General features: G+C 60.6%; 21 protein-coding genes. 12 read left to right on the top strand and 9 right to left on the bottom strand.

The window, feature by feature from the left end; all coding sequences use genetic code 11:
• Positions 1–67 precede the first annotated feature (67 nt).
• The 3 genes from acnD (at position 68) to prpD (ending at position 5,476) form a co-directional block, all read left to right on the top strand.
• Complete coding sequence (gene acnD, locus FIV35_RS08715; protein WP_034099730.1) at positions 68–2,662, top strand: Fe/S-dependent 2-methylisocitrate dehydratase AcnD; 2,595 nt, start codon at positions 68–70, stop codon at positions 2,660–2,662.
• A gap of 11 nt (positions 2,663–2,673) precedes the next feature.
• Entirely contained in the window at positions 2,674–3,864 is a 1,191-nt protein-coding gene (prpF, locus tag FIV35_RS08710; protein WP_034099868.1) for a 2-methylaconitate cis-trans isomerase PrpF, read from the top strand.
• A 127-nt stretch (positions 3,865–3,991) separates the two neighbouring features.
• Entirely contained in the window at positions 3,992–5,476 is a 1,485-nt protein-coding gene (gene prpD / locus FIV35_RS08705; protein ID WP_034138963.1) for a 2-methylcitrate dehydratase, read from the top strand.
• 57 nt (positions 5,477–5,533) lie between these two features.
• Here prpD and FIV35_RS08700 read toward each other — a convergent pair whose 3' ends face one another.
• The 5 genes from FIV35_RS08700 to FIV35_RS08680 are packed head-to-tail and all read right to left on the bottom strand — an operon-like array spanning position 5,534 to position 11,028.
• On the bottom strand, positions 5,534–6,262 hold the full coding sequence (locus FIV35_RS08700; protein WP_034138962.1) for an alanyl-tRNA editing protein: 729 nt from the start codon (positions 6,260–6,262) through the stop codon (positions 5,534–5,536).
• Between the two features lie 2 nt (positions 6,263–6,264).
• Positions 6,265–7,257 carry a serine O-acetyltransferase gene (locus FIV35_RS08695; RefSeq protein ID WP_034138961.1) on the bottom strand — a complete coding sequence of 331 codons (993 nt, stop codon included), beginning with the start codon at positions 7,255–7,257 and terminating at the stop codon, positions 6,265–6,267.
• Between the two features lie 37 nt (positions 7,258–7,294).
• Positions 7,295–8,209, bottom strand: a complete 915-nt coding sequence (locus FIV35_RS08690) for a PLP-dependent cysteine synthase family protein (RefSeq protein ID WP_034099867.1) — start codon at positions 8,207–8,209, stop codon at positions 7,295–7,297.
• Positions 8,210–8,233: 24 nt separating this feature from the next.
• Positions 8,234–10,096 carry a molybdopterin-synthase adenylyltransferase MoeB gene (gene moeB, locus FIV35_RS08685; protein WP_034138960.1) on the bottom strand — a complete coding sequence of 621 codons (1,863 nt, stop codon included), beginning with the start codon at positions 10,094–10,096 and terminating at the stop codon, positions 8,234–8,236.
• A 38-nt stretch (positions 10,097–10,134) separates the two neighbouring features.
• Entirely contained in the window at positions 10,135–11,028 is an 894-nt protein-coding gene (locus FIV35_RS08680; RefSeq protein WP_162276715.1) for a DMT family transporter, read from the bottom strand.
• A 160-nt stretch (positions 11,029–11,188) separates the two neighbouring features.
• Between FIV35_RS08680 and FIV35_RS08675 the strand changes: the two genes are divergently transcribed.
• A complete protein-coding gene (locus FIV35_RS08675) occupies positions 11,189–12,613 on the top strand; it encodes an aminotransferase-like domain-containing protein (protein ID WP_034138958.1) in 1,425 nt (474 codons plus the stop codon).
• A gap of 69 nt (positions 12,614–12,682) precedes the next feature.
• Here FIV35_RS08675 and ppsR read toward each other — a convergent pair whose 3' ends face one another.
• Positions 12,683–13,501 carry a posphoenolpyruvate synthetase regulatory kinase/phosphorylase PpsR gene (ppsR, locus tag FIV35_RS08670; RefSeq protein WP_034099722.1) on the bottom strand — a complete coding sequence of 273 codons (819 nt, stop codon included), beginning with the start codon at positions 13,499–13,501 and terminating at the stop codon, positions 12,683–12,685.
• A 177-nt stretch (positions 13,502–13,678) separates the two neighbouring features.
• Between ppsR and ppsA the strand changes: the two genes are divergently transcribed.
• The 8 genes from ppsA to FIV35_RS08630 all read left to right on the top strand — a co-directional run bounded on the left by ppsA (position 13,679) and on the right by FIV35_RS08630 (position 21,774).
• Positions 13,679–16,054, top strand: coding sequence for a phosphoenolpyruvate synthase (gene ppsA, locus FIV35_RS08665; RefSeq protein WP_034099721.1), 2,376 nt, complete (start codon positions 13,679–13,681; stop codon positions 16,052–16,054).
• Positions 16,055–16,159: 105 nt separating this feature from the next.
• Positions 16,160–17,149, top strand: a complete 990-nt coding sequence (locus FIV35_RS08660; protein ID WP_034138957.1) for an alpha/beta fold hydrolase — start codon at positions 16,160–16,162, stop codon at positions 17,147–17,149.
• A gap of 187 nt (positions 17,150–17,336) precedes the next feature.
• A complete protein-coding gene (gene rraA, locus FIV35_RS08655) occupies positions 17,337–17,828 on the top strand; it encodes a ribonuclease E activity regulator RraA (RefSeq protein WP_034114828.1) in 492 nt (163 codons plus the stop codon).
• Positions 17,829–17,853: 25 nt separating this feature from the next.
• Positions 17,854–18,849, top strand: a complete 996-nt coding sequence (locus FIV35_RS08650) for a zinc transporter ZntB (RefSeq protein ID WP_034138956.1) — start codon at positions 17,854–17,856, stop codon at positions 18,847–18,849.
• Positions 18,850–18,935: 86 nt separating this feature from the next.
• On the top strand, positions 18,936–19,181 hold the full coding sequence (locus FIV35_RS08645; RefSeq protein ID WP_005790375.1) for a hypothetical protein: 246 nt from the start codon (positions 18,936–18,938) through the stop codon (positions 19,179–19,181).
• Between the two features lie 2 nt (positions 19,182–19,183).
• Positions 19,184–20,008, top strand: coding sequence for a mechanosensitive ion channel family protein (locus FIV35_RS08640; protein WP_034099717.1), 825 nt, complete (start codon positions 19,184–19,186; stop codon positions 20,006–20,008).
• 87 nt (positions 20,009–20,095) lie between these two features.
• A complete protein-coding gene (gene sigX, locus FIV35_RS08635; protein WP_034114827.1) occupies positions 20,096–20,686 on the top strand; it encodes an RNA polymerase sigma factor SigX in 591 nt (196 codons plus the stop codon).
• A gap of 107 nt (positions 20,687–20,793) precedes the next feature.
• A complete protein-coding gene (locus FIV35_RS08630; protein ID WP_034138955.1) occupies positions 20,794–21,774 on the top strand; it encodes an OmpA family protein in 981 nt (326 codons plus the stop codon).
• Positions 21,775–21,833: 59 nt separating this feature from the next.
• Here the strand turns inward: FIV35_RS08630 and cobA are convergent, their stop codons facing one another.
• The 3 genes from cobA to FIV35_RS08615 are packed head-to-tail and all read right to left on the bottom strand — an operon-like array spanning position 21,834 to position 25,483.
• Positions 21,834–22,577, bottom strand: coding sequence for a uroporphyrinogen-III C-methyltransferase (gene cobA, locus FIV35_RS08625; protein ID WP_034138954.1), 744 nt, complete (start codon positions 22,575–22,577; stop codon positions 21,834–21,836).
• A 24-nt stretch (positions 22,578–22,601) separates the two neighbouring features.
• Complete coding sequence (locus FIV35_RS08620) at positions 22,602–24,272, bottom strand: bifunctional protein-serine/threonine kinase/phosphatase (protein ID WP_034138953.1); 1,671 nt, start codon at positions 24,270–24,272, stop codon at positions 22,602–22,604.
• On the bottom strand, positions 24,272–25,483 hold the full coding sequence (locus tag FIV35_RS08615) for a nitrate/nitrite transporter (RefSeq protein ID WP_034099712.1): 1,212 nt from the start codon (positions 25,481–25,483) through the stop codon (positions 24,272–24,274). The genes FIV35_RS08620 and FIV35_RS08615 overlap by 1 nt, the downstream gene beginning before the upstream one ends.
• Between the last annotated feature and the right edge of the window lie 21 nt (positions 25,484–25,504).

Below are 25,504 nucleotides of genomic sequence, written 5' to 3'. Positions count from 1 at the left end.
AGTCGCATTTCAATTTTGGATCGGCGCAGGTCTTCCTTTTGCAATCACCGTGACCGAGTCCTGACCGATGAACACTGAATTTCGCAAACCGCTCCCCGGCAGTCGCCTGGATTACTTCGATGCCCGTGCGGCGGTCGATGCCATTCGTCCCGGCGCCTATGCCACGCTGCCTTATACCTCTCGTGTGCTTGCCGAGAACCTGGTGCGTCGCTGCGACCCCGCCACCCTCAACGCGTCCTTGAGCCAACTGATCGAGCGCAAGCGCGACCTGGACTTTCCGTGGTTCCCGGCACGTGTTGTGTGCCATGACATCCTCGGTCAGACCGCCCTGGTGGACCTCGCCGGCCTGCGCGATGCCATCGCCCAACAAGGCGGCGACCCGGCGCAGGTCAATCCGGTGGTGCCGACGCAGTTGATCGTCGACCACTCCCTGGCCGTCGAAGCGGGCGGTGCCGATCCGCAGGCTTTTGAGAAAAACCGCGCCATCGAAGACCGTCGCAACGAAGACCGTTTCCACTTTATCGAGTGGACCAAGAAGGCGTTCAAGAACGTCGACGTGATCCCGCCGGGCAACGGCATCATGCACCAGATCAACCTGGAGAAAATGTCTCCGGTGATCCAAGTGCGCGACGGGGTGGCGTTCCCCGATACCTGCGTCGGCACCGACAGCCATACCCCCCATGTGGATGCTCTGGGTGTGATCGCCATCGGCGTCGGCGGCCTGGAAGCCGAGAGCGTGATGCTCGGCCGCGCCTCATGGATGCGCCTGCCGGAAAGCGTGGGCGTGGAGCTGACCGGCAAGCTGCAACCGGGCATCACCGCCACCGATATGGTGCTGGCGTTGACTGAGTTTCTGCGCCAACAGAAAGTGGTTGGCGCCTGGCTGGAATTTTTCGGTGAGGGCGCGTCCAAACTGACCCTCGGCGACCGCGCGACCATCTCCAACATGGCCCCGGAGTACGGCGCCACCGCGGCGATGTTCTACATCGATCAACAGACCATCGCGTACCTCAAGCTCACCGGGCGTGAAGACCAACAGGTCGCGCTGGTCGAGCAGTACGCGCGTCACACCGGGTTGTGGGCCGACGATCTCAAGGGCGCGCAATACGAGCGCGGCCTGACCTTCGACCTCTCCAGCGTCGTGCGCAATATGGCCGGCCCGAGCAACCCCCACGCTCGCGTCGCCACCCGCGACCTGGCCTCCAAAGGCATCAGCGGCCAATGGGACGAAGTGCCCGGTCAAATGCCCGACGGCGCGGTGATCATTGCCGCCATCACCAGCTGCACCAACACCAGCAACCCGCGCAACGTGATCGCCGCGGGCTTGTTGGCGCGCAATGCCAACAAACTGGGGCTGACACGCAAGCCGTGGGTCAAATCGTCCCTGGCACCGGGTTCGAAAACTGTGGCCATGTACCTGGAAGAAGCCGGCCTGGGCCATGAACTGGAAAAACTCGGTTTTGGCGTGGTGGCGTTTGCCTGCACTACCTGCAATGGCATGTCCGGCGCGCTGGACCCGGTGATCCAGCAGGAAATCATCGACCGCGACCTGTACGCCACCGCCGTGCTGTCGGGCAACCGCAACTTCGATGGGCGTATTCACCCGTACGCCAAGCAGGCGTTTCTCGCGTCGCCGCCGTTGGTAGTGGCCTACGCGATTGCTGGCACCATCCGTTTCGATATCGAAAAGGACGTGCTCGGCCACGACGCCCATGGCAAGGAAATCCGCCTGCAGGACATCTGGCCAAGCGATGAGGAAATCGACGCGGTGGTTCAGGCGTCGGTCAAGCCGGAGCAGTTCCGCGCCGTGTATATCCCGATGTTCGCGGTGCACGAGGACACCGGCCCGAAAGTCGCGCCGCTGTACGACTGGCGCCCGCAAAGTACCTATATCCGCCGTCCGCCGTACTGGGAGGGCGCGCTGGCCGGGGCGCGGCCGCTCAAGGGCATGCGCCCGCTGGCGGTGCTGCCGGACAACATCACCACCGATCACCTGTCGCCTTCCAACGCGATCATGCTCGACAGCGCCGCCGGTGAGTACCTGGCGAAAATGGGCTTGCCGGAAGTGGACTTCAACTCCTACGCCACGCACCGTGGCGACCACCTGACCGCGCAGCGCGCCACTTTCGCCAATCCGAAACTGTTCAACGAAATGGTCGTCGAGAACGGCAAGGTCAAGCAGGGCTCCCTGGCGCGCATCGAACCGGAAGGCAAGGTCACGCGGATGTGGGAAGCCATCGAAACCTACATGGAGCGCAAGCAGCCGTTGATCATCATCGCCGGCGCCGATTACGGTCAGGGCTCGTCCCGTGACTGGGCGGCCAAGGGCGTGCGTCTGGCCGGTGTGGAAGCGATTGCCGCCGAAGGCTTCGAGCGTATCCACCGCACCAACCTGGTGGGCATGGGCGTGTTGCCGCTGGAGTTCCTGCCGGGCACCAACCGCCATACCTTGCAGATCGACGGCAGCGAAACCTATGACGTGGTCGGCGCCCGCACCCCGCGCGCGCAATTGACCCTGGTGATCAATCGCAAGAATGGCGAACGTGTCGAAGTGCCGGTGACCTGCCGCCTGGACACCGCCGAAGAAGTGTCGATCTACGAGGCGGGCGGCGTGTTGCAGCGTTTTGCCCAGGACTTCCTGGAATCGGCGGCCACCGCCTGAAGAGGATGAACATGGCACACGCACCGCAAATCAAAATCCCCGCCACCTATATGCGTGGCGGCACCAGCAAGGGCGTTTTTTTCAGCCTCCAGGACCTGCCCGCGTCGGCGCAGGTGCCGGGGGCCGCACGCGACGCCTTGTTGCTGCGGGTGATCGGCAGCCCCGACCCCTATGACAAACAGATCGACGGCATGGGCGGCGCCACGTCGAGCACCAGCAAAACCGTGATCCTGGCCAAAAGCACTCGCCCCGAGCACGACGTGGACTATCTGTTCGGTCAGGTCTCCATCGACAAGCCATTCGTGGACTGGAGCGGTAACTGCGGCAATCTGTCGGCGGCGGTGGGCTCGTTCGCCATCAGCGCCGGCCTGGTGGACCCGGCCCGCGTGCCGCGAGATGGCGTGGCCGTGGTGCGCATCTGGCAGGCCAATATCGGCAAAACCATCATTGCCCATGTGCCGATCACCGACGGCGCGGTCCAGGAAACCGGCGACTTCGAGTTGGACGGCGTGACCTTCCCGGCCGCCGAAGTGCAGTTGGAATTCATGGACCCGGCGGCGGAAGAAGAGGGCGGCGGCGGCTCGATGTTCCCCACCGGCAACCTGGTGGACGAGCTGGAGGTGCCGGGTGTGGGCACGTTCAAAGCCACGCTGATCAACGCCGGCATCCCGACGATTTTTATTAACGCCGAAGACCTCGGCTACACCGGCACCGAACTGCAAGGCGCGATCAACAGCGACCCCAAGGCCCTGGCGATGTTCGAGACCGTGCGCGCCCATGGCGCTTTGCGTATGGGCTTGATCAAGCATCTGGACGAAGCCGCCCAGCGTCAGCACACGCCGAAGGTCGCGTTTGTGGCCAAGCCCGCCGATTACGTGGCGTCCAGCGGCAAGGCAATCAAGGCCGGCGATGTCGACCTACTGGTGCGCGCCCTGTCCATGGGCAAGTTGCACCACGCCATGATGGGCACCGCGGCGGTAGCGATCGGCACCGCCGCGGCAATCTCCGGGACGCTGGTCAACCTGGCGGCCGGGGGTGTCGAGCGCAACGCCGTGCGTTTCGGGCATCCGTCTGGCACCTTGCGTGTTGGCGCCGAGGCCACTCAAGTGAACGGTGAATGGGTGGTGAAGAAAGCCATCATGAGCCGCAGTGCGCGGGTGTTGATGGAAGGTTTCGTACGCATCCCCGGCGACGCTTTCTAAGCCCGGCACCCATCCTGTGGGAGGCGGTAAGCCCCTCCCACAGCCATAAGCAGGCACTCAGACCTGCGAAGCGATCAACCCTGACCCTGAGGACGGAGCAACCCCTAACCCACTGTGGAGAACTGCCATGAGCGCCAATGTCGACCAGAATAATCGTCCTGACTATGACCAGGTCTTGCAGGACATCGCCGATTACGTCCTCACCTACCGCATCGAGTCGCAAACCGCCCTGGACACCGCCCGCCACTGCCTGATGGACACCCTCGGCTGCGGCCTGCTGGCCTTGCGTTTCCCGGAATGCACCAAGCATCTGGGGCCGATGGTGGAAGGTACGGTGGTGCCGTTCGGCGCGCGGGTGCCGGGTACCGCCTATCGACTGGACCCGGTCAAGGCGGCCTGGGACATCGGCTGCAGCGTGCGCTGGCTCGACTACAACGACACCTGGCTGGCCGCCGAATGGGGCCACCCCTCGGATAACCTGGGCGCCATCCTCGCCGTGGCCGATCACCTGTCGCAAAAACGCGTGGCCAATGGCGATGCGCCGCTGACCGTGCGTGCGGTGCTGGAAGCGATGATCATGGCCCATGAAATCCAGGGCGTAATTGCCCTGGAAAATTCGTTCAACCGTGTCGGCCTCGACCATGTGCTGCTGGTGAAAGTCGCCTCTACCGCCGTCAGCGCAAAGCTGATGGGCGCCAATCGCGAGCAGTTGCTGTCGGCGCTGTCCCACGGGTTTGTCGATGGGCAGGCACTGCGCACTTATCGCCATGCGCCGAATGCCGGTTCGCGCAAATCCTGGGCGGCGGGGGATGCTTCCAGCCGTGGCGTGCGCCTGGCGGACATCGCGCTGCGCGGTGAAATGGGCATTCCCGGGGTGTTGAGCGCGCCGCAATGGGGCTTCTATGACGTGTTGTTCAGCCACACCAACCAGGACCTGGCCCTCAAGCCCGAAGACAAGCGGGCGTTCAGCCTGAGTCAGCCTTATGGCACGTACGTGATGGAAAACGTGCTGTTCAAGATCAGCTTCCCCGCCGAGTTTCACGCGCAGACCGCTTGCGAAGCGGCGGTGACGTTACATCCGCAGGTCAAGAACCGTCTGCACGAGATCGAACGCATCGTGATCACCACTCACGAGTCGGCGATTCGCATCATTTCCAAGGTCGGCCCACTGGCCAATGCCGCCGACCGCGATCACTGCCTGCAATACATGACCGCCGTGCCCCTGGCGTTTGGCAACCTGGTGGCCGAGCACTACGAAGATGCGTTCCACGCTGCGCACCCGATCATCGACGAGCTGCGCGACAAGATGGTCATCGTCGAAGACCCGCGCTACAGCCGCGAATACCTGGAGGCCGACAAGCGTTCGATTGCCAATGCGGTGCAGGTGTTCTTCACCGACGGCAGCTGTACCGAACAGGTGGCAGTCGAATACCCCATCGGCCATCGCCGTCGCCGCGTAGACGGAATTCCTTTGCTGGAAGACAAGTTCAAAGCCAACCTGGCCACGCGGTTTACCGCGCAGCGCAGTGCTGAGATTTTTGCATTGTGCAAAGACCAGGCGAAGCTTGAGGCCACGCCGGTCAATCGTTTCGTGGACCTATTCGTGATCTGATAAACGCCGCAAAACAATGTGGGAGAGGCAAACGCCCTCCCTCATGTGCAACCCCACTTACTCGAACCGTAGGATCACGCGACGGTTGTGCTTGCTCTTCTTCTCGATCTTCTCGCAGAACACCCGCCCGATTTCCTCGGTGTTGAGCACATGGGTGCCGCCGCAAGGCTGGATATCGATACCGGCAATTTCAATAACCCGCACCGAGCCCTGCATCACCGGCGGTGCGACGGCCTGGGTACGGGTGATCTGCAATAAAGTGCTGTATTCCGAGGCGGGCATCGACAGGGTGTTGACCGGGTGCGCCTGTTCGATCAGGGCATTGAGGTCGCGGGTGAGGGTGTCTTTGTCGAGGGTCATTTCCGGCAGGTCGAAATCCAGGCGGCCTTTGTCGGCGCTGATGCTGCATCCGGTCACAGGCGCGTCGATAAGCGAGCACAGCAGGTGCAAGCAAGTGTGCATCTTCATGTGCTGGTAGCGCCGCTCCCAGTCCAGGCCGGCATCCACCTGCACGCCGGCGGTCAACTGTTCGGACCGCTGCTCGACCTGGTGCCAGATAATCGAACGCAAGGCCGGGTCGCGCACAGTGCCGATCACCTCCACCCGGGTGCCGTCCGGCAAGGTGAAGTGCCCGGTGTCACCCGGTTGGCCGCCACCGGTGGGGTAGAACAAGGTGTGCTCCAGCGCGATTCCTTGTTCGCTGACCGCAATCACCCGGGCGCTGAAAGCGTTCTGATAGGGCGCGCTGTCGAACAGCGCCAGGGTTTCCATGGTATGCACGGACATGTTCATCCTCCGACGATCAGTGGGCTGGCTTGCAATAGATGACGCACCATTGCACTCAAGCCAGGGGGAGAGAGCAGGGTGATCTCGAATTCCGGCCCGCAAACCTTGAGGTTCAGCGGCAGGCGCGGCAGGTGGCTGGCGGGTTCTACGCGGTGCAGACGAAACTGCAGGTGATGGCGCTCCTTGACGGTGGGCTCCAGCATCAATCCCGGCAGCGGGTGGAAATCGGCATCGAGCACGGTGACCTTGTGGCTCGTATTGATCTCGCCGACCACATGCAGGCGCTCGTCCAAGGCGAACGCACCGAGGTACTTGCTGTTGTCCGACTCATCGTGCTTTTGCAGCTGGATCTGGTTGACCACCTTGACCTTGGTGCCGGCCGGCACGTCCTGGGTAATCACACAGGACGGGCTGATAAACACGTTGTCACCGATCAGCACATAGCCGAGCACGCGGGCCCCGGAGCCAACCTCGACATTGTTGCCCAGGCGCGGATGGCGCTTGCCGTCGGGGTTGTTGGCAATGCCCCGGGCACCCAGGGTCACGCCGCAGAGGATGTAGCAGTCGTTGCCGATCTCGCAGGTTTCGCCAATCACCGTGCCGTAGCCGTGGTCCAGCACAAAACGCCGGCCGATACGGGCCGCCGGGTGAATTTCGGCGCCTGAGAGCACCTTGCCCTGGTTGCTCAGTTTGAGGGCGATGCGCGAGAACATGCCGTTGGGGGTGTCGGGAAAATTCCACACCAGATGGGCCAGGCGGTAGTACAGCACCGCTTTGAACGACGCATAGGACTCCAGAATCAACTCGCCCCGCCCACGGGATGCCGGGTCGCGATAGGCATAGGCGATCAAATCCTCGGCAATCGCTTGGGCGGCGTTCTGGATCAGCGGCGCCAGATGCGGCTCCAAATGCTTCATCTGCGCGGGCGTCAGGGTCTTGATGAGATGGGTGAGCAACTCATCGTGCAGGTGTTGCATGTCGATAAAGCCGCCCATGGAGGCATCCCCGCATTCTGGAGGGTTGGAAAACCGGTTAGTCGAAACTGGGCAGGTAGCTGTCGGCATTGTCGTAGACCATGGTCAGCACCACCGTTTCGGGCGGTAATTCGGGAGCGAGCCTGGCGATGGCCACCATATTGGCGGCGGATGACAGGCCCAGGCTTATGGCATCGGTGCGCATGATGCGTTTCATCATGTCCTTGCAGTCCTGGTGCGACACCTTGAGCATGCCGTCGATCACATCCACGTTGAGGATGCTGGGGATCAGCCCGATCGACAGGCCCTGGATATGGTGCGGTGCGTGCTGGTTTTTCAGCAGGTCGCATTCTTCCGGCTCCACGCCCATCACACGGATGGCGGGCCAGGCGGTCTTCAGGGTTTCGCCGATACCGGTGATATGCCCGCCGGTGCCGATGCCGCTGACGAAGTAGTCCACATGGCGGTCGCCGAAGGCGCGGATGATTTCCCGTGCGGTGGTGTCGCGGTGGGTTTGCGGGTTGGCGCCGTTGCGCTGCTGGTTGAGCATCACGTAGCTGGGGTTTTCCAGCTGCAATTCCATGCATTTTTCGCCGTGGGAATTGTTCCCGAGGCGGCTGTCCGACAGCACCACCTTGGCTCCGTACAGGCGCAGCAATTTTTGTTTTTCCGGGCTGTAATTGTCGGGAATCACCAGCACCACTTTATAGCCGAGCACGTTGCCGGCCATGACCAGGCCGATGCCGGTGTTACCGCCGCTGGGCTCGATGATGGTTTGCCCGGAGTCCCGGATCAGCACGCCTCGGCGCTCGGCGTCGAGGATCATGCCCAGGGCGATGCGCGCCTTGTGGCTGCCGCCGGGGTTGAGCGATTCCAGCTTGGCGTAGACCTCGATGCCGAGGTCTTCGGAAAATTGCGCCAGGCGCACAATGGGCGTCTGGCCGATGGCGTCGAGAATAGAGTTATGCAGCATGAGGTAGGAGCCCATGGCCGGTGGTCAGTACAAAGGCATGTCGGGTTCGACGTCGCGAACCCAGTGCTTCATGCCGCCTTGCAGGACTTTGGTGTTGGCAAAGCCCGCCGCCAGCAACGTGCTGGCGGCCTGCTCGGCGCGGGTGCCGGCATAGCAGATCAGGTAATGGGTGTTGTCGCGGTTGAGGCGATCCAGCTGCCCATCCAGCTCCGCCAGGGGGATATGCACCACCCCCGGCAACTTGCATACCTCCAGTTCACTGGCGTCGCGTACATCCAACAGTACGTCGGCGCTGCTGGGGTGTTCGATGACCTGTTTGAGCCCTTGGGGCTTGATGTAGCGTTCCTCGGCCAGTGAAGGCGCGCGCAGCATGGCATCGGCGCACACGGCCGGCGCCACGGCTTGGCTGTGGCGCAGTTCCGAACAGCACGGGCAGTCGGCGCGGCGCTTGAAGCGGATCTCGCTGAATTTCATCGCCAGGGCGTCGAAGCGCATCAACCGGCCGGACAACGGTTCACCAATGCCGATCAACAGCTTGATGGCCTCGGTGGCCTGGATCATTCCGACTACCCCCGGCAGCACGCCGATCACGCCACCGGCGCTGCAATTGGGCGCCAGTTCGGCGGGCGGTGGGCTGGGGAACAGGCAGCGGTAGCACGGCCCGCCCTGGTAGTTGAGCACGCTGATCTGCCCGTCGAAACGGTAGATCGCGCCGTATACCAAGGGCTTGCCCAACTGTACGCAGGCATCGTTGACCAGGTAGCGGGTGTCGAAGTTATCGGTGCCGTCGATCACCAAGTCATAGGCGCCCACCAGGTCCAGGGCGTTGTCGGCATTCAGGGCGGTGTCGTGGGCATTGATCCGAATATGCCGATTGAGGTCCAGCAAGCGCTGTTTGGCTGATTCGACCTTGGGCAGGCCGAGAGTGCTGTTGCCGTGGACGATCTGGCGTTGCAGGTTGCTGCTTTCCACCACGTCGAAGTCCACCAGCCCCAGGGTGCCGACGCCGGCCGCCGCGAGGTACAGGCTGATGGGCGAGCCGAGGCCGCCGGTGCCGATGATCAGCACCTTGGCTTTCTTGAGGTTCAACTGCCCTTCGCGACCCACGCCGGGCAGCGTGATATGGCGCACGTAGCGCTGCACTTCTTCGTTGCTCAAGGTGTCGACGTCCATCCCGCCCGATGTAGCGAGCAGCACTTCGATGCTGGCTTTTTCCGGCAGCGGGTCGTCGGCGCTGATCAGCTCTTGCTCGGCGGTAAACAGGAAGTGTTCCTTGAGCTGGTTGTTCTTTTCGTGGAACAGATGCGGACGCAGTTGCGGGTGGCTGCTGCAGAGGTTTTCAATGACTTCGCGCAATGTCGATCCGGTGCCCTCAAGGGTCGATTCCGGCAGCTTGGCCACGCGGACCAGAATGTCGGGGAAAGAGACAGCGTTCATGGACAACTCCGTGTGCAGGTCGTTGAAAGGGTTAAGGGCGAACTGCTTGCCATCCCAGGCAAACAGCTTGGAACCCAGGGCCTGGCCCTGGCGAACATCGACCACCAGGTAGCTGACCGGGTAGATCGGTTCGCCCATGAACAGTGCCTTGTCCTGGTCTTCGTCGCTGAAATAGGCGCCGACATCCGGGTGTGAGTGGTAGATCACTACCACCGGGTTGTCGCTGCGAAACGCCTTGTTCATCAGCAGGGTGTCGGCTACCGAGAAGGTGTAACCATTGGCCGCGCTGCGCGGGTACATCTCGGGGTTCTTGCGGTGCAGCTCATTCTGGATATTGCTGCCCTGGTACACACTGCCGTCGGCGAAGACGAAGCCACAGCATTCCTCTGGATAGGTGCGGCTGGCGTGGGTGTAGATCTGTTCCAGGGCGTCGGGGCGGAGCACGTCCATGTTTCTCTCGCGTGGTTGAAGGTGATGGGTCGGGCAGGTCAATTTTTCTTGGCCAGGAATTTTTCGATCGGCAGTTTGGTGATTGCAAAACCGGCCAGCAGGATGGCCGAGTACAGCATCAGGTCGCGGGAAATCGGCACGCCTTCGTACCAGGCGCCGATGATCACTGCGAACACCGGAAAAATGATGAACACAAACGACAGGATGATCGGGCTCAAGCGCTTGAGCAGCATGAAATACACGATGAAACCGCCCACCGAGGCCACCAGCCCGAGGTAAACCAGCGCGCTCCATGAGCGCAGGGTGATGGCATCGAACGTTGGCGTTTCAAACAACAGGCCGGCGATAAACAGCATCATCCCGGCAATCCCGATGGGCAGGGTGTTGTAGGTGATCACGCTGATGGCGCTGCCTTTTTGCTTGGTAATGACGTAGCACAAGGCATGCATGATCGCGGCGGTCAGAATCGCCAACACCCCGAAGAACTCGGCGTGATCCAGGTGCAGGCCCTGGCTGCGGATGATCATGTAGAGGCTGCCGAAGCCGATGCCGATGCCGACCACCTGGGAAAAATAGATGCGCTCGCGCAGGAACAGCGCCGAGAAAATCAGGATGAACACCGGCATGCAGCTGAACAGCAGGGCAGTGAGGCCGGACGACACATGCATCTCGCCGTAGTTGAGCAGGTAGTAGGGCACGCTGAAGTAGGACAGGGTCACGAACACAAAGAACCAGCGGCTCTCGCGGGGAAACAGAATCGGCTCGCGACGGGCCATGGCAAAGCATAGGAACAACGGAAAGGCGATCAGAAAACGCAGGCCCGCCGAGGTCAGTGGCGGCACGCTCTCCACGGCGATCTTGATCCCCAGCCAGGTGGTGCCCCAGCTCAGGCACACGATCAGAAACATGACGCTGGTCACCAGCCCGGCCACCCACTGTTTCTGGGTTTTGGTTTTGGCGGTGTTTTCGAGGACGGCGGACATTGGCATCGTTTATTGCTTCCCTGAGCCGAAATTGAACTCTATATTGAACTTGTAATGACTGGTTAAATTCGGCGATTGAACCCGTAAAAGCACACTATTAGGGCGAAAGATGGCTGTCAAAACAAATATTGACATGGTGTCAATTATGCGTGAGGGGCTGTCCAGCGGGCAGGGCGTGAAGTACAAGCGCCTGTCCGATGTGATGGAGCGAGGCATCCTTGAAGGCTTGATTGAACCGGGGCGAAAACTGCCGCCCCATCGGGTGCTGTCCGATAACCTGGGGGTGACTATCGGCACCATCAGCCGGGCTTACGGTGAACTGGAGCGCCTTGGGTTGGTGGTGGCTCGGGTAGGTGACGGCACTTTCGTGCGCAAGCGTGGGATGGAGCGCCAGCGCGATGAAGGGTTTCGCAACTTCAGTGAGGAACCGCGCCAGTACTTCGACATGAGCCGCAATATGCATATCCCAGGGCAGGAGACCGCCTTCCTGGCCCAGAGCTTCCAGACCCTGTCGACCAACGCCAAGTTCTTGCAGGACATCAGTGCCTACACCCCGGATGCCGGTCTGCCGCGCTACCGCGACGCGGGCGCGCAGTGGCTGGTGCAGAGCGATTTCCATCCGATTCCCGAACAGGTTATCTGCGTCAATGGCGGCCAGCATGGCTTGCTCTGCGCGATGATGGCGCTGTTGCGCGCGGGCGACACCGTGGTCACCGAACAACTGACTTACCCTGGGCTGATCACTGCCGCGCGTATGCTCGGCGTCCGCTTGATCGGCCTGGAAATGGACGACGAAGGGGTACTGCCCAGTGCGCTGGATGAAGTCTGTCGTAATCACCGGATTTCGGCGTTGTACTGCACACCGACGATTCAGAACCCGACCACCGCAGTGTTATCGGTGGCGCGTCGCGAAGCACTGGTCAAGGTGTGCCGCGAACACAACCTGCTGATTCTGGAGGACGAAGCCCATGGTGTGCTGGTGGAAGATCGGCCACCGCCGCTGAGTTTTTTCGCACCTGAGCGTACGATTTTGATCAGTAGCCTGAGCAAGGCCGTATCCGCGGGCCTGCGGGTGGGCTATGTGCATGCACCGCCGGCGTTGGTCAGCCGCATCTCGGCAGCGTTGCGTTCGACGTGCTGGATGGCCACGCCGGTTACTCTGGAGCTGGCCACGCAGTGGATCGAAAACGGCACGGCGCAATACCTGCTCAGCCAGCAGATCAATGAGATCAGCCGGCGCAAAGCCCTGGTGCGCGGCCTTTTGGAGGGGCTGGAGTACCGCACCCATCTCAACAGTCCGCACTTCTGGATTGAAGTCCCTGAGCCGTGGCGTGCGTCGGAAATCGAGGCGGAACTCAAGCAGAATAATTACCTGATCGCCACTGCCGAAGCCTTCGCCGTGGGGCAGACCGCCGTGCCGCAGTTTATCCGGGCGAGTATCTGCAACACCTCGGGGGACGATCAGTTGTTGCGCGCGGGGTTCGATGCGTTGGCCACGGCGTTGGGGCAAGGAGGGGGGCGGTTTCAGCTGTAGTTTGGATAGCGGCAAGCTGCAAGCTTAGAGCTGAGTGGCCGTGGCCTGCGGCTTCAACTTGCAGCTGCCTCACTTAAACCTACGCTCTACGCCCTTTTCCACCAGAATCTTCGCCGAGATCTCCTCCACCGAAAAATGCGTGGAATTGATGTGCGCAATATTCTCGCGGCGGAACAGATTTTCCACCTCACGCACTTCAAACTCGCACTGGGCGTAGCTTGAATAGCGGCTGTTGGGCTTGCGTTCGTTGCGGATGGCGGTGAGGCGGTCCGGGTCGATGGTCAGGCCGAACAATTTGTGCGAATGGGCGCGCAGAGCGGCCGGCAGGGTCAGATGCTCCATGTCGTCTTCGGTCAGCGGGTAATTAGCCGCGCGGATACCGAATTGCATGGCCATGTACAAGCAGGTGGGCGTTTTGCCGCAGCGCGACACGCCCACCAGGATCAGATCGGCTTTGTCGTAGTAGTGGGTGCGGGCGCCATCATCGTTATCGAGGGCAAAGTTTACCGCCTCGATACGCTCCATATAGTTGGAGTTATGCCCAATGGAATGGGACTTTCCGACCGAATAGGAGGAATGTTCGCTCAACTCCTGTTCCAGTGGCGCCAGGAACGTGGAGAAAATGTCGATCATGAAACCATTCGAGGTTGCGAGAATCTCACGAATGTCTTGATTGACGATGGTGTCGAAAATGATCGGCCGAAAACCGTCTTTTTCAGCCGCCAGATTGATTTGTTGTACCATGGCCCGCGCTTTTTCCACGCTGTCGATGTAAGGCCGCGTGAATTTGGCGAAGGTAACGTTTTCGAACTGCGCGAGCAGGCTTTGACCCAGTGTTTCGGCTGTAATGCCGGTGCCGTCGGAAATAAAGAAAGCAGATCGTTTCATTTGAGCCCTGGGCCTTAAGCTGATGACGAATCTTGGATATGATAGGCGCGATTTTGCCGTCCCACTGTGGGCCGCATTCTCACTTATTTTCCAGGTCCAGGCCACAAACGCTGGCGAATGCTCCTACGAGCAGCCGGCGTCCTGAGCTTTTCCAACACAGTTAGTGGAGAGATCACCTTGGTAGAGTACGTAGTTTCCCTCGATAAGCTCGGCGTCCATGATGTAGAGCATGTGGGGGGCAAGAACGCATCCCTCGGCGAGATGATCAGTAATCTTGCGGGCGCCGGTGTCTCGGTGCCGGGTGGTTTCGCCACCACGGCCCAGGCTTACCGCGATTTCCTCGAACTGAGCGGCCTCAATGCTCAGATCCACGCCGCGCTGGATGCCCTGGACGTCGACGACGTCAATGCCCTGGCCAAGACCGGTGCCCAGATCCGCCAATGGATCATGGAAGCCGAGTTCCCCGAGAAGCTCAACGAAGAAATCCGCACCGCGTTCGCGACCTTGTCGGCGGGCAACCCGGACATGGCCGTTGCCGTGCGCTCCTCGGCTACCGCCGAAGACTTGCCCGACGCTTCTTTCGCCGGCCAGCAGGAAACCTTCCTCAACATCCGCGGCGTGGAAAACGTGATCCGCGCGGCCAAGGAAGTGTTTGCCTCGCTGTTCAACGATCGCGCGATTTCGTACCGCGTGCACCAGGGCTTCGACCATAAGTTGGTTGCCCTGTCTGCCGGCGTGCAGCGCATGGTCCGTTCCGAAACCGGCACCGCCGGCGTGATGTTTACCCTCGATACCGAATCCGGCTTCCGTGACGTGGTGTTCATCACCGGCGCCTACGGCCTCGGTGAAACCGTCGTACAGGGCGCGGTCAACCCCGACGAATTCTACGTACACAAGGGCACCCTCGAAGCGGGGCGCCCGGCCATCCTGCGCCGTAACCTGGGCAGCAAGGCCATCAAGATGATCTATGGCGACGAGGCCAAGGCCGGTCGTTCGGTAAAAACCGTTGAAGTCGACAAGGCCGAACGCGCGCGTTTCTGCCTGACTGACGCTGAAGTCAGCGAGTTGGCCAAACAAGCGATGATCATCGAAAAGCACTACCAGTGCCCGATGGACATCGAATGGGCCAAGGACGGTGACGACGGCAAGCTGTATATCGTGCAGGCCCGTCCGGAAACCGTGAAGAGCCGCACTTCGGCCAATGTCATGGAGCGCTACCTGCTCAAAGAAACCGGTACCGTATTGGTGGAAGGCCGCGCCATCGGCCAGCGCATTGGCGCCGGCAAGGTTCGCATCATCAAAGACGTCTCCGAGATGGACAAAGTCCAGCCAGGCGACGTGCTGGTCTCCGACATGACCGACCCGGACTGGGAGCCGGTGATGAAGCGCGCCAGTGCCATCGTCACCAACCGTGGCGGGCGTACCTGCCACGCGGCGATCATCGCTCGTGAGCTGGGGATTCCTGCGGTCGTGGGCTGCGGCAATGCCACGCAGTTGCTCAAGGACGGCCAGGGCGTGACCGTGTCCTGCGCCGAAGGCGACACCGGTTTCATCTTCGAAGGCGAACTGGGCTTCGATATCAAGCAAAATTCCATCGACGCCATGCCGGACCTGCCGTTCAAGATCATGATGAACGTTGGTAACCCGGACCGCGCCTTCGACTTCGCGCAGTTGCCGAACGCCGGCGTGGGCCTGGCCCGCCTGGAATTCATCATCAACCGTATGATCGGCGTGCACCCCAAGGCTTTGCTGAACTACGATGGCCTGCCGCTGGATATCAAGGAAAGCGTCGATAAGCGCATCGCCGGTTACAACGACCCAGTGGGTTTCTACGTCGAGAAACTGGTAGAAGGCATCAGTACTCTGGCGGCGGCGTTCTACCCGAAAAAGGTCATCGTGCGTCTGTCGGACTTCAAGTCCAACGAATACGCCAACCTGATCGGCGGCAAGCTCTACGAGCCGGAAGAAGAAAACCCGATGCTGGGCTTCCGTGGCGCCTCGCGTTACATCAGCGAAACCTTCCGCGACTGCTTTGAGCTTGAGTGCCGCGCGCTCAAACGCGTGCGTAACGAGATGGGCCTGACCAATGTCGAGATCATGGTGCCGTTCGTACGGACCTTGGGCGAGGCGAGCCAGGTGGTTGACCTGCTGGCTGAGAACGGCCTGACCCGCGGCGAGAACGGCCTGCGTGTGATCATGATGTGCGAACTGCCATCCAACGCGATCCTGGCTGAAGAGTTCCTGGAATTCTTCGACGGTTTCTCCATCGGTTCCAACGACCTGACTCAGCTCACCCTGGGCCTGGACCGTGACTCCGGGATCATTGCGCACCTGTTCGACGAGCGTAACCCGGCGGTCAAGAAGCTGCTGGCCAATGCCATCCAGGCCTGTAACAAGGCCGGTAAGTACATCGGCATTTGCGGCCAGGGCCCTTCGGACCACCCTGACTTGGCCAAATGGCTGATGGAACAGGGCATCGAAAGCGTTTCGCTGAACCCCGATTCGGTGCTGGAAACCTGGTTCTTCCTGGCGGAAGGCCAAGCGTCCGCCTGAGGTCGATCCGTGAAAAGTGCCGGTCAGCCGTGAGGTTGACCGGCATTCTTATCTGTACAGGGCGGGAATCCATGTGGACGCCGCCCTTTTTTGTGCAAGAACATTATGCAAAGCAGCAGCAACCTGTTTCCCGTCGCCTTGATCAGCGCTGAGCGTCGTGGCGACCTAAGTGAAGATGTGTATCGCCTCAAACCCGGCAACAGCCCGGACGGCAGCGTCGAACTGGCGGTGACCCGTTTGGGGCTGGCCGATGTCCCGGAAAACCGGGGCATCCCGGTTATTTTGTTGCACGGCAGTTTTTCCAATCGACGCTTCTGGTACTCGCCCAAGGGCATTGGCCTGGGCGCCTATCTGGCTCGTCGAGGCTTTGACGTGTGGATTGCGGAAATGCGCGGCCATGGTCTGTCCAAGCGCAATCAAGCGTATGCGCGTAACCGAGTGGCTGATTACGCGCGTTACGACTTGCCGGCCATCGGCGCGTTCGTGCGTGAGCAAAGCGCGCAAATCCCGCACTGGATCGGCCATTCTCTGGGCGGTACGACCTTGGCGGCGGCCCTGGGTGGGCAGTATCTGGGGGCGCCGGCGGTGGCTTCGGTCGCGTTGTTTGGCTGTCAGGTCAGCCGCACCTACTGGCCGTTGAAAATTCCACCGGTGGAGTGGGGCGGGCGCTTTATTCTCAAGCGAATGGCTGAAGTGTCCGGTGCGCGTTTCAAACGCGGGCCCGAAGACGAGCCGGTGGGGGTATTGATTGAAAATATGCGCTGGCACGGGCTGTTCGGGCGCTTCGGCGATGCCGAGCGTGACTGGTGGAAGGGCTTGGCGGACGTCGACGTGCCGTTGTTGGCGGTAAGTGCGGCGGGCGACCATCAGGACCCGGACTGGGCTTGCCGCAAGCTGTTCGAACAAGTCGGCACTGAGCATCGGCAATATGTGTGTCTGGGACGCAAGCACGGGTTTACCGAAGATTTCGGGCATGTCGAGATGCTGGTCAGCAAAGCTGCCCAAGCCGAGGTCTGGCCTCTGGTGGAGCAGTGGTTGAAAGACCCAATTACACCATTGCTCGGCGCGCCGGCGCAGGCCCTCGCGGCGGTTTGACCAAGCGCTCTACCAAGGGCGTTTCACTCCTGCGAGGTTGCGGCTAAGATATGACGCGCCGGACGCTTCTGGTCATATTCAGTCGCGTAGAGGCTATTGCGTTGCAGTGAAACCGATGGGATGTTTCCCACCCGTTTCGCCCGGTACTTCTTTGAAAGACACTTCTCTGGCAGAAAGGAATTTTTCGATGAACCATTACGTGACCCCCGACCTGTGCGACGCCTACCCTGAATTGGTGCAGGTGGTCGAGCCGATGTTCAGCAATTTTGGCGGCCGAGACTCCTTTGGCGGCGAGATTGTCACCATCAAGTGCTTTGAGGATAACTCGCTGGTCAAGGAACAGGCCGATCAGCCGGGCACCGGCAAGGTGCTGGTGGTCGACGGTGGTGGTTCCCTGCGCCGCGCGCTGCTGGGCGACATGATCGCCGAGAAAGCTGCGAAAAACGGTTGGGAAGGGCTGGTCATCTACGGTTGCATCCGTGATGTCGACGTCATCGCCCAGACCGACCTGGGCGTACAAGCCCTGGCCAGTCACCCGATGAAAACCGACAAGCGCGGCATTGGCGACCTGAACGTGGCGGTCACGTTTGCCGGCGTCACCTTCCGCCCGGGTGAATACGTGTATGCCGATAACAATGGCGTGATCGTGTCGCCCAGCCCGTTGAAAATGCCTGAATAAATCGTAAAAGCCGACAGGGGTGAGGATGTTCGAGGAAGAAAACGCGCAATGGGGGCTGGTGCATGCCCTGGTGCTCGACGGTAAAGGCGGTGCGCGTTCGATTGCCCGGACTGAGCTGGATGACCTGCAGTTGCAGCCCCAGGAAAGCCTGTGGCTGCACTGGGATCGCAGCCATCCCCAGACGCAGACCTGGCTGCGCAAATCCAGTGGCTTGAGTGAATTCGCCTGCGACCTGTTGCTGGAGGAAAACACGCGCCCGCGCCTGTTGCCGCTGCCGGATTCGCAGTTGTTGCTGTTTCTGCGAGGGGTCAACCTCAATCCCGGCGCCGAACCGGAAGACATGGTCTCGGTGCGCATTTTCGCGGCGGCCAACCGGGTTATTTCCCTGCGTCTGCGCCCGTTGCGCGCCACCGATGAGTTGCTGCTGCAACTGGCGGATGGCAAGGGGCCGCGCACCGCGTCGGAACTCATCCTTTATATGGCGCAGTACCTGACCAATAAAGTGCAGGATCTGGTCACGGATTTGTCTGAAATCGTCGATGCCGAGGAAGAAAAACTCGATACCGACGAACGGTATACCCCGGAGCATGGCAGCGTATTGCAGATCCGCCGGCGAGCAGCCGGACTCAAGCGATTTCTGGCACCGCAGCGAGATATTTTTGCTCAGCTCACGCGGATCAAATTGCCGTGGTTCTGCGACGACGATGCTGATTACTGGAACGAATTGAACAACAGCCTCACACGCTATCTGGAAGAACTCGAATTGACCCGGGAGCGCGTGGGGCTTGTGCTGGAGGCCGAAGACCGGCGCTTGAGCGTACGCATGAACCGCACCATGTACCGCTTCGGAATCATCACTGGAATCTTCCTGCCGATGAGCTTCCTGACCGGTTTGCTGGGCATCAATGTGGGCGGTATTCCGTTCTCTGCCAGCCCCTATGGATTCATGCTTGCGTGCCTGCTGATGGTCTCGGTGGCGCTCGGGCAATGGTGGCTGTTTCGACGGTTGCGTTGGGTTTGAGCTGAATATGAGCTGAACGTAGGAAGGGTCCCATGTGACCCCATGAAATTTACCCTCGTCTTTTAAATCACTTGCGAGAGGTCTTTATGCACGATCCGTTCGAACAGTCTTTGCGTGACATGCTCAATGCTTCGCCGTCCAACCGCGATGACGATGCTTGCCTGGGGCGCGTGTTGAAAACCGCCAACCGTCAGGTCGGGGCGGGGGATCTGTTCGGTCTGCTAGGTCGTTGGCTGCCGGCCTTGATGATGGCGCTGAACAATGGTTCTGCCCACGTTTCACCGGTTTCCCGTCGTAAACCTCTTGCTCGCACTGCTGATAAGGCTGATTGAATATGGAACTTGATCTCTGGACCCAGAGCCTGGTCACCGCGATGACCGCATTGTGGACCAAGGTGGCAAACTTCATTCCCAACCTGTTCGGTGCGCTGGTGCTGGTGTTGCTGGGTTTTGTCGTGGCCAAGCTGCTCGACACCCTGCTGTCCAAATTGCTCGCGAAACTGGGCCTTGATCGCTTGATGGCAGGCACCGGCCTGACCAAGTTGCTGGGGCGCGCCGGGTTGCAAGTGCCGATCTCCACACTGGTCGGCAAGATCGTCTACTGGTTCGTGTTGCTGATTTTTCTGGTTTCTGCCGCTCAATCCCTTGGCCTTGAGCGAGTTTCAGCTACGCTCGACATGCTTGCGCTGTATTTGCCGAAGGTTTTCGGCGGCGCGCTGGTGCTGCTGGTCGGTGTCTTACTGGCGCAGCTGGCCAACGGGTTGGTGCGCGGAGCCGCCGAAGGCGTGGGGTTGGACTACGCTGCAGGGCTGGGGCGGATCGCCCAGGGGCTGGTGATCATCATCAGTATTTCGGTCGCGATCAGCCAGTTGGAGGTCAAGACTGACCTGCTCAACCATGTGATTGTGATCGTTTTGATTACCGTTGGTCTGGCCGTTGCGCTGGCCATGGGCTTGGGTAGCCGGGAAATTGCCGGTCAGATTCTTGCAGGAATCTATGTGCGCGAGTTGTACCAGGTGGGCCAACAGGTGCGTGTGGGCGAGGTCGAAGGGCAAATCGAGGAGATCGGCACAGTCAAGACGACCGTGTTGACTGATGACGGCGAGCTGGTGTCGCTGTCCAATCGCATTCTCCTGGAGCAGCAGGTCAGTAGCCGCTAAACCGGCAAACCCTGCTAATGTACGCCGCCGCGAACCCGGGTGATCGGGCCGCAGCGGACATTGACCTGACTGTCGGCACGACTTGTTTTGAATAAAGCCCAATCGCTGTCCACGCGCTATGACCCCCGTGAGCTCTCTGATGAGGAGTTGGTCGCGCGCTCGCACACGGAGCTGTTTCACGTAACTCGCGCGTACGAAGAATTGATGCGCAGATATCAACGCACTCTGTTCAACGTTTGTTCAAGGTATTTGGGGAACGATAGAGATGCTGACGATGTCTGTCAGGAAGTGATGCTCAAGGTGTTGTACGGCCTGAAGAACTTCGAGGGCAAATCGAAGTTCAAGACCTGGCTCTACAGCATCACGTACAACGAGTGCATCACGCAGTATCGAAAGGAACGGCGAAAGCGTCGCTTGATGGACGCTTTGAGCCTGGACCCCCTTGAGGAGGCGTCTGAAGAAAAGGCGCCGGCACCCGAGGAAAAGGGCGGGCTCGATCGCTGGTTGGTGCATGTGAATCCGATTGATCGGGAAATTCTGGTGCTACGTTTTGTCGCAGAGCTGGAGTTTCAGGAAATCGCCGACATCATGCACATGGGTTTGAGTGCTACAAAAATGCGTTACAAACGTGCTCTTGATAAATTACGTGAGAAATTTGCGGGCGAGACTGAAACTTAGTGCGTGGCAAATATCTCTTACGTGTAGGCAAGTTCTGTTAGACTTGTCGCCGAGTTGTCCCCCGGTTTGTGGGACTGCTTTACAATCACCAGATGGGGATTTAACGGATGAAACTGAAAAACACCTTGGGCTTGGCCATTGGTTCTCTTATTGCCGCTACTTCTTTCGGCGTTCTGGCACAAGGCCAAGGCGCAGTTGAAGGCGAGCTGTTCTACAAGAAGCAGTACAACGATAGCGTCAAGCACATCGAAGACGGCTTCAATCCTGGCGCTCGCATCGGTTACTTCCTGACCGACGACCTGTCCTTGAACCTGTCCTACGACAAGACCAACCACACCCGTTCGAACGACGGTACTGGTAACCAGAAGATCAAAGGCGATACCGGCAGCCTGGTTGCCCAGTATCACTTCGGTCAAGCTGGCGTAGACTCCCTGCGTCCATACGTAGAAGGCGGTTTCGGTCACCAGAGCCGTACCAACGTTAAGGTTGACGGTCACAGCGGTCGCGACCAGACCACTTTCGCCACTGTCGGTACCGGCGTTAAGTACTACTTCACCAACAACCTGTACGCTCGTGCTGGTGTTGAAGCTGACTACGGTCTGGACAACGGCAAGTGGGATTACTCCGCACTGGTCGGCCTGGGCGTGAACTTCGGCGGTAACGCTGGCGCAGCTGCTCCAGCTCCTACCCCAGCACCAGCTCCAGAGCCAACTCCAGAGCCAGAAGCTCCAGTTGCTCAGGTTGTTCGTGTTGAGCTGGACGTTAAGTTCGACTTCGACAAAGCCGTTGTTAAGCCTAACAGCTACGGCGACGTGAAAAACCTGGCCGACTTCATGGCTCAGTACCCATCTACTAACGTAGAAGTAGCTGGTCACACTGACTCCGTAGGTCCAGACGCTTACAACCAGAAGCTGTCCCAGCGTCGTGCTGACGCTGTTAAGCAAGTCCTGGTTAAAGACGGCGTGGCTCCTAGCCGTGTAACTGCTGTAGGTTACGGCGAATCCCGCCCAGTTGCTGACAACGCAACTGAAGCTGGTCGCGCTATCAACCGTCGCGTAGAAGCTTCGGTTGAAGCTACCGCTCAGTAATTACTGAGTTGTAGAAAAAACCCGGCTCAGGCCGGGTTTTTTTTCGCCTGCCATTTGTGTCATGCGCTGGCGGCGGCTGCGACATATGCAGCTTGTTCACTGGCGGCAACACGGCCTATCACCAGGATCGCCGGGCTTTTCAGGGCGAATGCCTGGGCATCCTCGTGCATGTGCGACAAAAGGCTACGGCACTCGCGCTGCTGGGGCAGCGATGCATTCTCGATCATCGCCACGGGCATGTCCGCCGCCATGCCACCCTCCATCAAGTGCTGACGAATCTCGTCCAGTTTGGCCACTCCCATATACACGACCAGGGTAGTCCCGCCTTCGGCCAGGGCGCGCCAGTTCAGTTGGCTGTCATCCTGGGTGTGCGCAGTGACCAGCGTTACGCCACGGCTTACACCACGCAATGTCAGGGGAATCCCACAGTTGGTCGCGCCTGCCAGCCCTGAGGTGATGCCATTGACCAGTTCTACCTCAATGCCCCGATTGCGCAGCCACAGCGCCTCTTCGCCGCCTCGTCCGAAAATGCACGGGTCACCGCCCTTGAGGCGTACCACGCATTTGCCCTGGCGTGCGTAGCGCAACATCAGGCGGTGGATAAAGTCCTGAGGGGTGGAGCGGCAGCCACCGCGTTTGCCCACGGTGATCACGCGCGCCGCGGCGCAGTGGTCCAAAACTGCCGGGTTGACCAGATCATCGATCAACACCACGTCGGCTTCACACAGGGCGCGGACCGCCTTGAGGGTCAACAACTCCGGATCGCCGGGACCTGCGCCCACCAACCAGACTTTTGCGTTCATAAGGTTGCCCTCGTGTAGAGATACTCAGTTATGAAGGAGTGCATACAGCAACACCAGATTGATCAGCACCGACAGCAGTGCCACGGTTTGCCAGACTTTTAGCGGTTCTCGCTCCAGCAAAGGCCTGGGGCGGACGCTCAGCTCACGCCGGTCAGCCTGCTCCAGTACCAGTAGCCATTCTTCGGCGGTTTCGTAACGCTGCGACGGCTGGGCGGCCACCGCCCGTTCCAGGCTCAGCGGCAGCCAGTCCGGCAGGTCGGGGCGATAGCGGCTTGCGCTGACAGGCTGGGTGAATCTGGGCCGTTGGAAGGCTTCGATTTCGCCGTAGGGGTAATGCCCGGTCAGCAGGAAATACAAGGTGACGCCAACGCTGTATAAATCTTGTTGGGCGGTAGGCCCTTGGCCATTGAAGGCTTCGGGCGCGATAAAACTTGGGGTGCCCGGCAGTTCGTGGGCACGGTCTTCCGACAGGCCGGGGCAGTAAGCCAGGCCGAAATCCAGCACGCGCAACTCGCCGTCGTCCCCCAACAACAGGTTTTCCGGTTTGATATCGCGGTGCAGGATTTGCCGCCGGTGCAGCAGGCCCACGGCCCGCAGCAAGCGCTCGGCGACGGACTGCCATTGGGCCAGAGGCAGGGGCCCCTGAAGCTGGAACAGGGTGGCGAGGGTCTGCCCCGGATACTCGCGCATGACGTAATACAAGTGCTGCCGGCTACCGGCGCTGTGCACTTCTGGGAATGCGCGTCCGGCCATGCGCCGCAAAAACCACTCTTCGGCCAGCAAAGCCTGGCCGGCTTGGCTATCGTCGTCATGGCTCAGTGGCAAGGTTTTCAACAGCCAGGGCTGTTGCTGGGTATCGCGGACCCGGTAGAGCAAGGATTGTCGACTTTGCGCCACTAATGCTTCCACCCGCCAGCCTTCGAACGGTTGGCCGGGTTTCAATGGCGGTGGCAGCGGCCATTGCTGCAACTGCACCAGGGCGTCGCCGAGGGTGGCGGCACCCAAGGCATCAACGCGTACCAGCAACGCGCTGGCATTGTCTTGGCTGCCGGCCAAGTGGGCAGTATTGACCAAGGTGGCCACAGCTACGTCCAGGTCCGCCTGCTCACGCAGGATGGCCTGGATGCTGTGCTCGGCCAAGGTTGCCCATACGCCGTCGCTGAGAAGCAGGAAGCACTCGCCCTCGCGCAAGTGGCCGTCTAGAAAATCCAGCACCACATGTTGATCCAGGCCCAGCGCACGTTTAAGGACGTGCTGCATGCCCGGCTGTTCCCAGACGTGATCCTCGCTGATGCGTTGCAGTTGGCCGTCCAACCAGCGATAGACCCGGCAGTCTCCTACATGGGCCAGGGTAAAACGCTGACCCCGAAACACCAGGGCACTTAGAGTCGTTAGCAGCGGCTGGCCACCACCGTTGGCTTGCAACCAGCGATTCTGGGCCAGCAGTAAACGTTCCAGTGCCTGAGCTACGCTCCAGGTTTGCGGCGTGGCGTAGTAGTCCATCGCCAGGGCTTGCAAGGTCGAGCGCGCCGCCAATCCGCCATCGGCACATTGGCTGACGCCGTCGGCCATGGCGCACAAATAGCCTTTGCTGGCCGCCAGTTCCGCCACGGGGGTGACCACCCGCAGCGCATCCTGGTTTTCCGGGCGCGGGCCGATGGCACTGGCCTGGGCGACGCTCAGTTGCAGGCTCATCAGACGCGTGCAGCCGTCACGGCGGCCGAGCCCCAAGTGGTTCTCCAGCGACGCTTGACGCCGTGCAGACCGAACCATGCCAGTACGCCCAGGCTGGCGAACAACCACAGGGCCAGTTGATAGCTACCGGTGCTCTGTTTGATCGCACCCATGCCGGCCGCGAGCGCGAAGCCACCGATGCCGCCGGCCATGCCGATCAACCCGGTCATCACGCCGATTTCACGGCGAAAGCGCTGCGGAACCAATTGGAACACCGCGCCGTTGCCTGCGCCGAGACCGAGCATGGTGCAGACGAAAAGCGCCAATGCCGCGTACGAACTGGGTAGGTTGAAGCCCACGGCGGCAATGCAGATGGCCGCGATGCTGTACATGCCCAGCAGGGTGCGGATGCCGCCGAATCGGTCCGCCAGAGCTCCCCCCAGCGGACGCATCAGGCTGCCGCCAAACACGCATGCGGCGGTGTAGTAGCCGGCAGTCACCGGACTGAGGTGGTATTGATCGTTGAAATAGCCGGGCAATGCGCTGGCCAGGCCGATAAAGCCGCCGAACGTTACGCTGTAGAAAAACATGAACCACCAGCTGTCACGATCGCCCAGGGCCTTGAAGTAGTCGGCCATGGATTTGGCTTTCGGCCGTTCAGGGGCATTGCGCGCCAGCCAGGCGAAGACCACAAGCGTCAAGATCAACGGAATCAGCGCAAACCCGAACACATTGCTCCAGCCAAACGCCGCTGCGAGCACCGGGGCCAGCAAGGCAGCGAATACCGTGCCCGAATTGCCGGCACCGGCAATACCCATGGCCTTGCCTTGGTGCTCGGCGGGGTACCACTGTGAAGCCAGGGGCAGCGCCACGGCGAAGGACGCGCCGGCCATACCCAGAAACAGCCCCAGCAGCAGGGCCTGTTCGTAACTGTGGATGCCCAGTTTCCAGGCCCCGAACAGCGCGACAATCACGATCACCTGGCCGATCAGCCCGGCGGTCTTGGGCGACAGCCTGTCGGCCAGCATTCCCATCAGAAAACGCAGCACCGCACCGGCCAGGATCGGTGTTGCCACCATCAGGCCGCGTTGCTGGGTGGTCAATTGCAGGTCGGCGGCAATCTGCACCGCCAGCGGGCCCAGCAGATACCAGACCATGAAACTCAGGTCGAAATACAGGAACGCGGCAAACAGGGTCGGGGTGTGCCCGGATTTCCAGAAGCTTGATTTCATCACGCACCTCAACGGTTAGGA

Origin of the sequence: Pseudomonas rhodesiae (assembly GCF_007858255.1) — a bacterium.
In the GTDB taxonomy this organism is placed as follows: domain Bacteria; phylum Pseudomonadota; class Gammaproteobacteria; order Pseudomonadales; family Pseudomonadaceae; genus Aquipseudomonas; species Aquipseudomonas rhodesiae.
The sequence above is the reverse complement of the archived record's forward strand: the minus strand, read 5'-3'. Positions and strand labels throughout refer to the sequence as shown.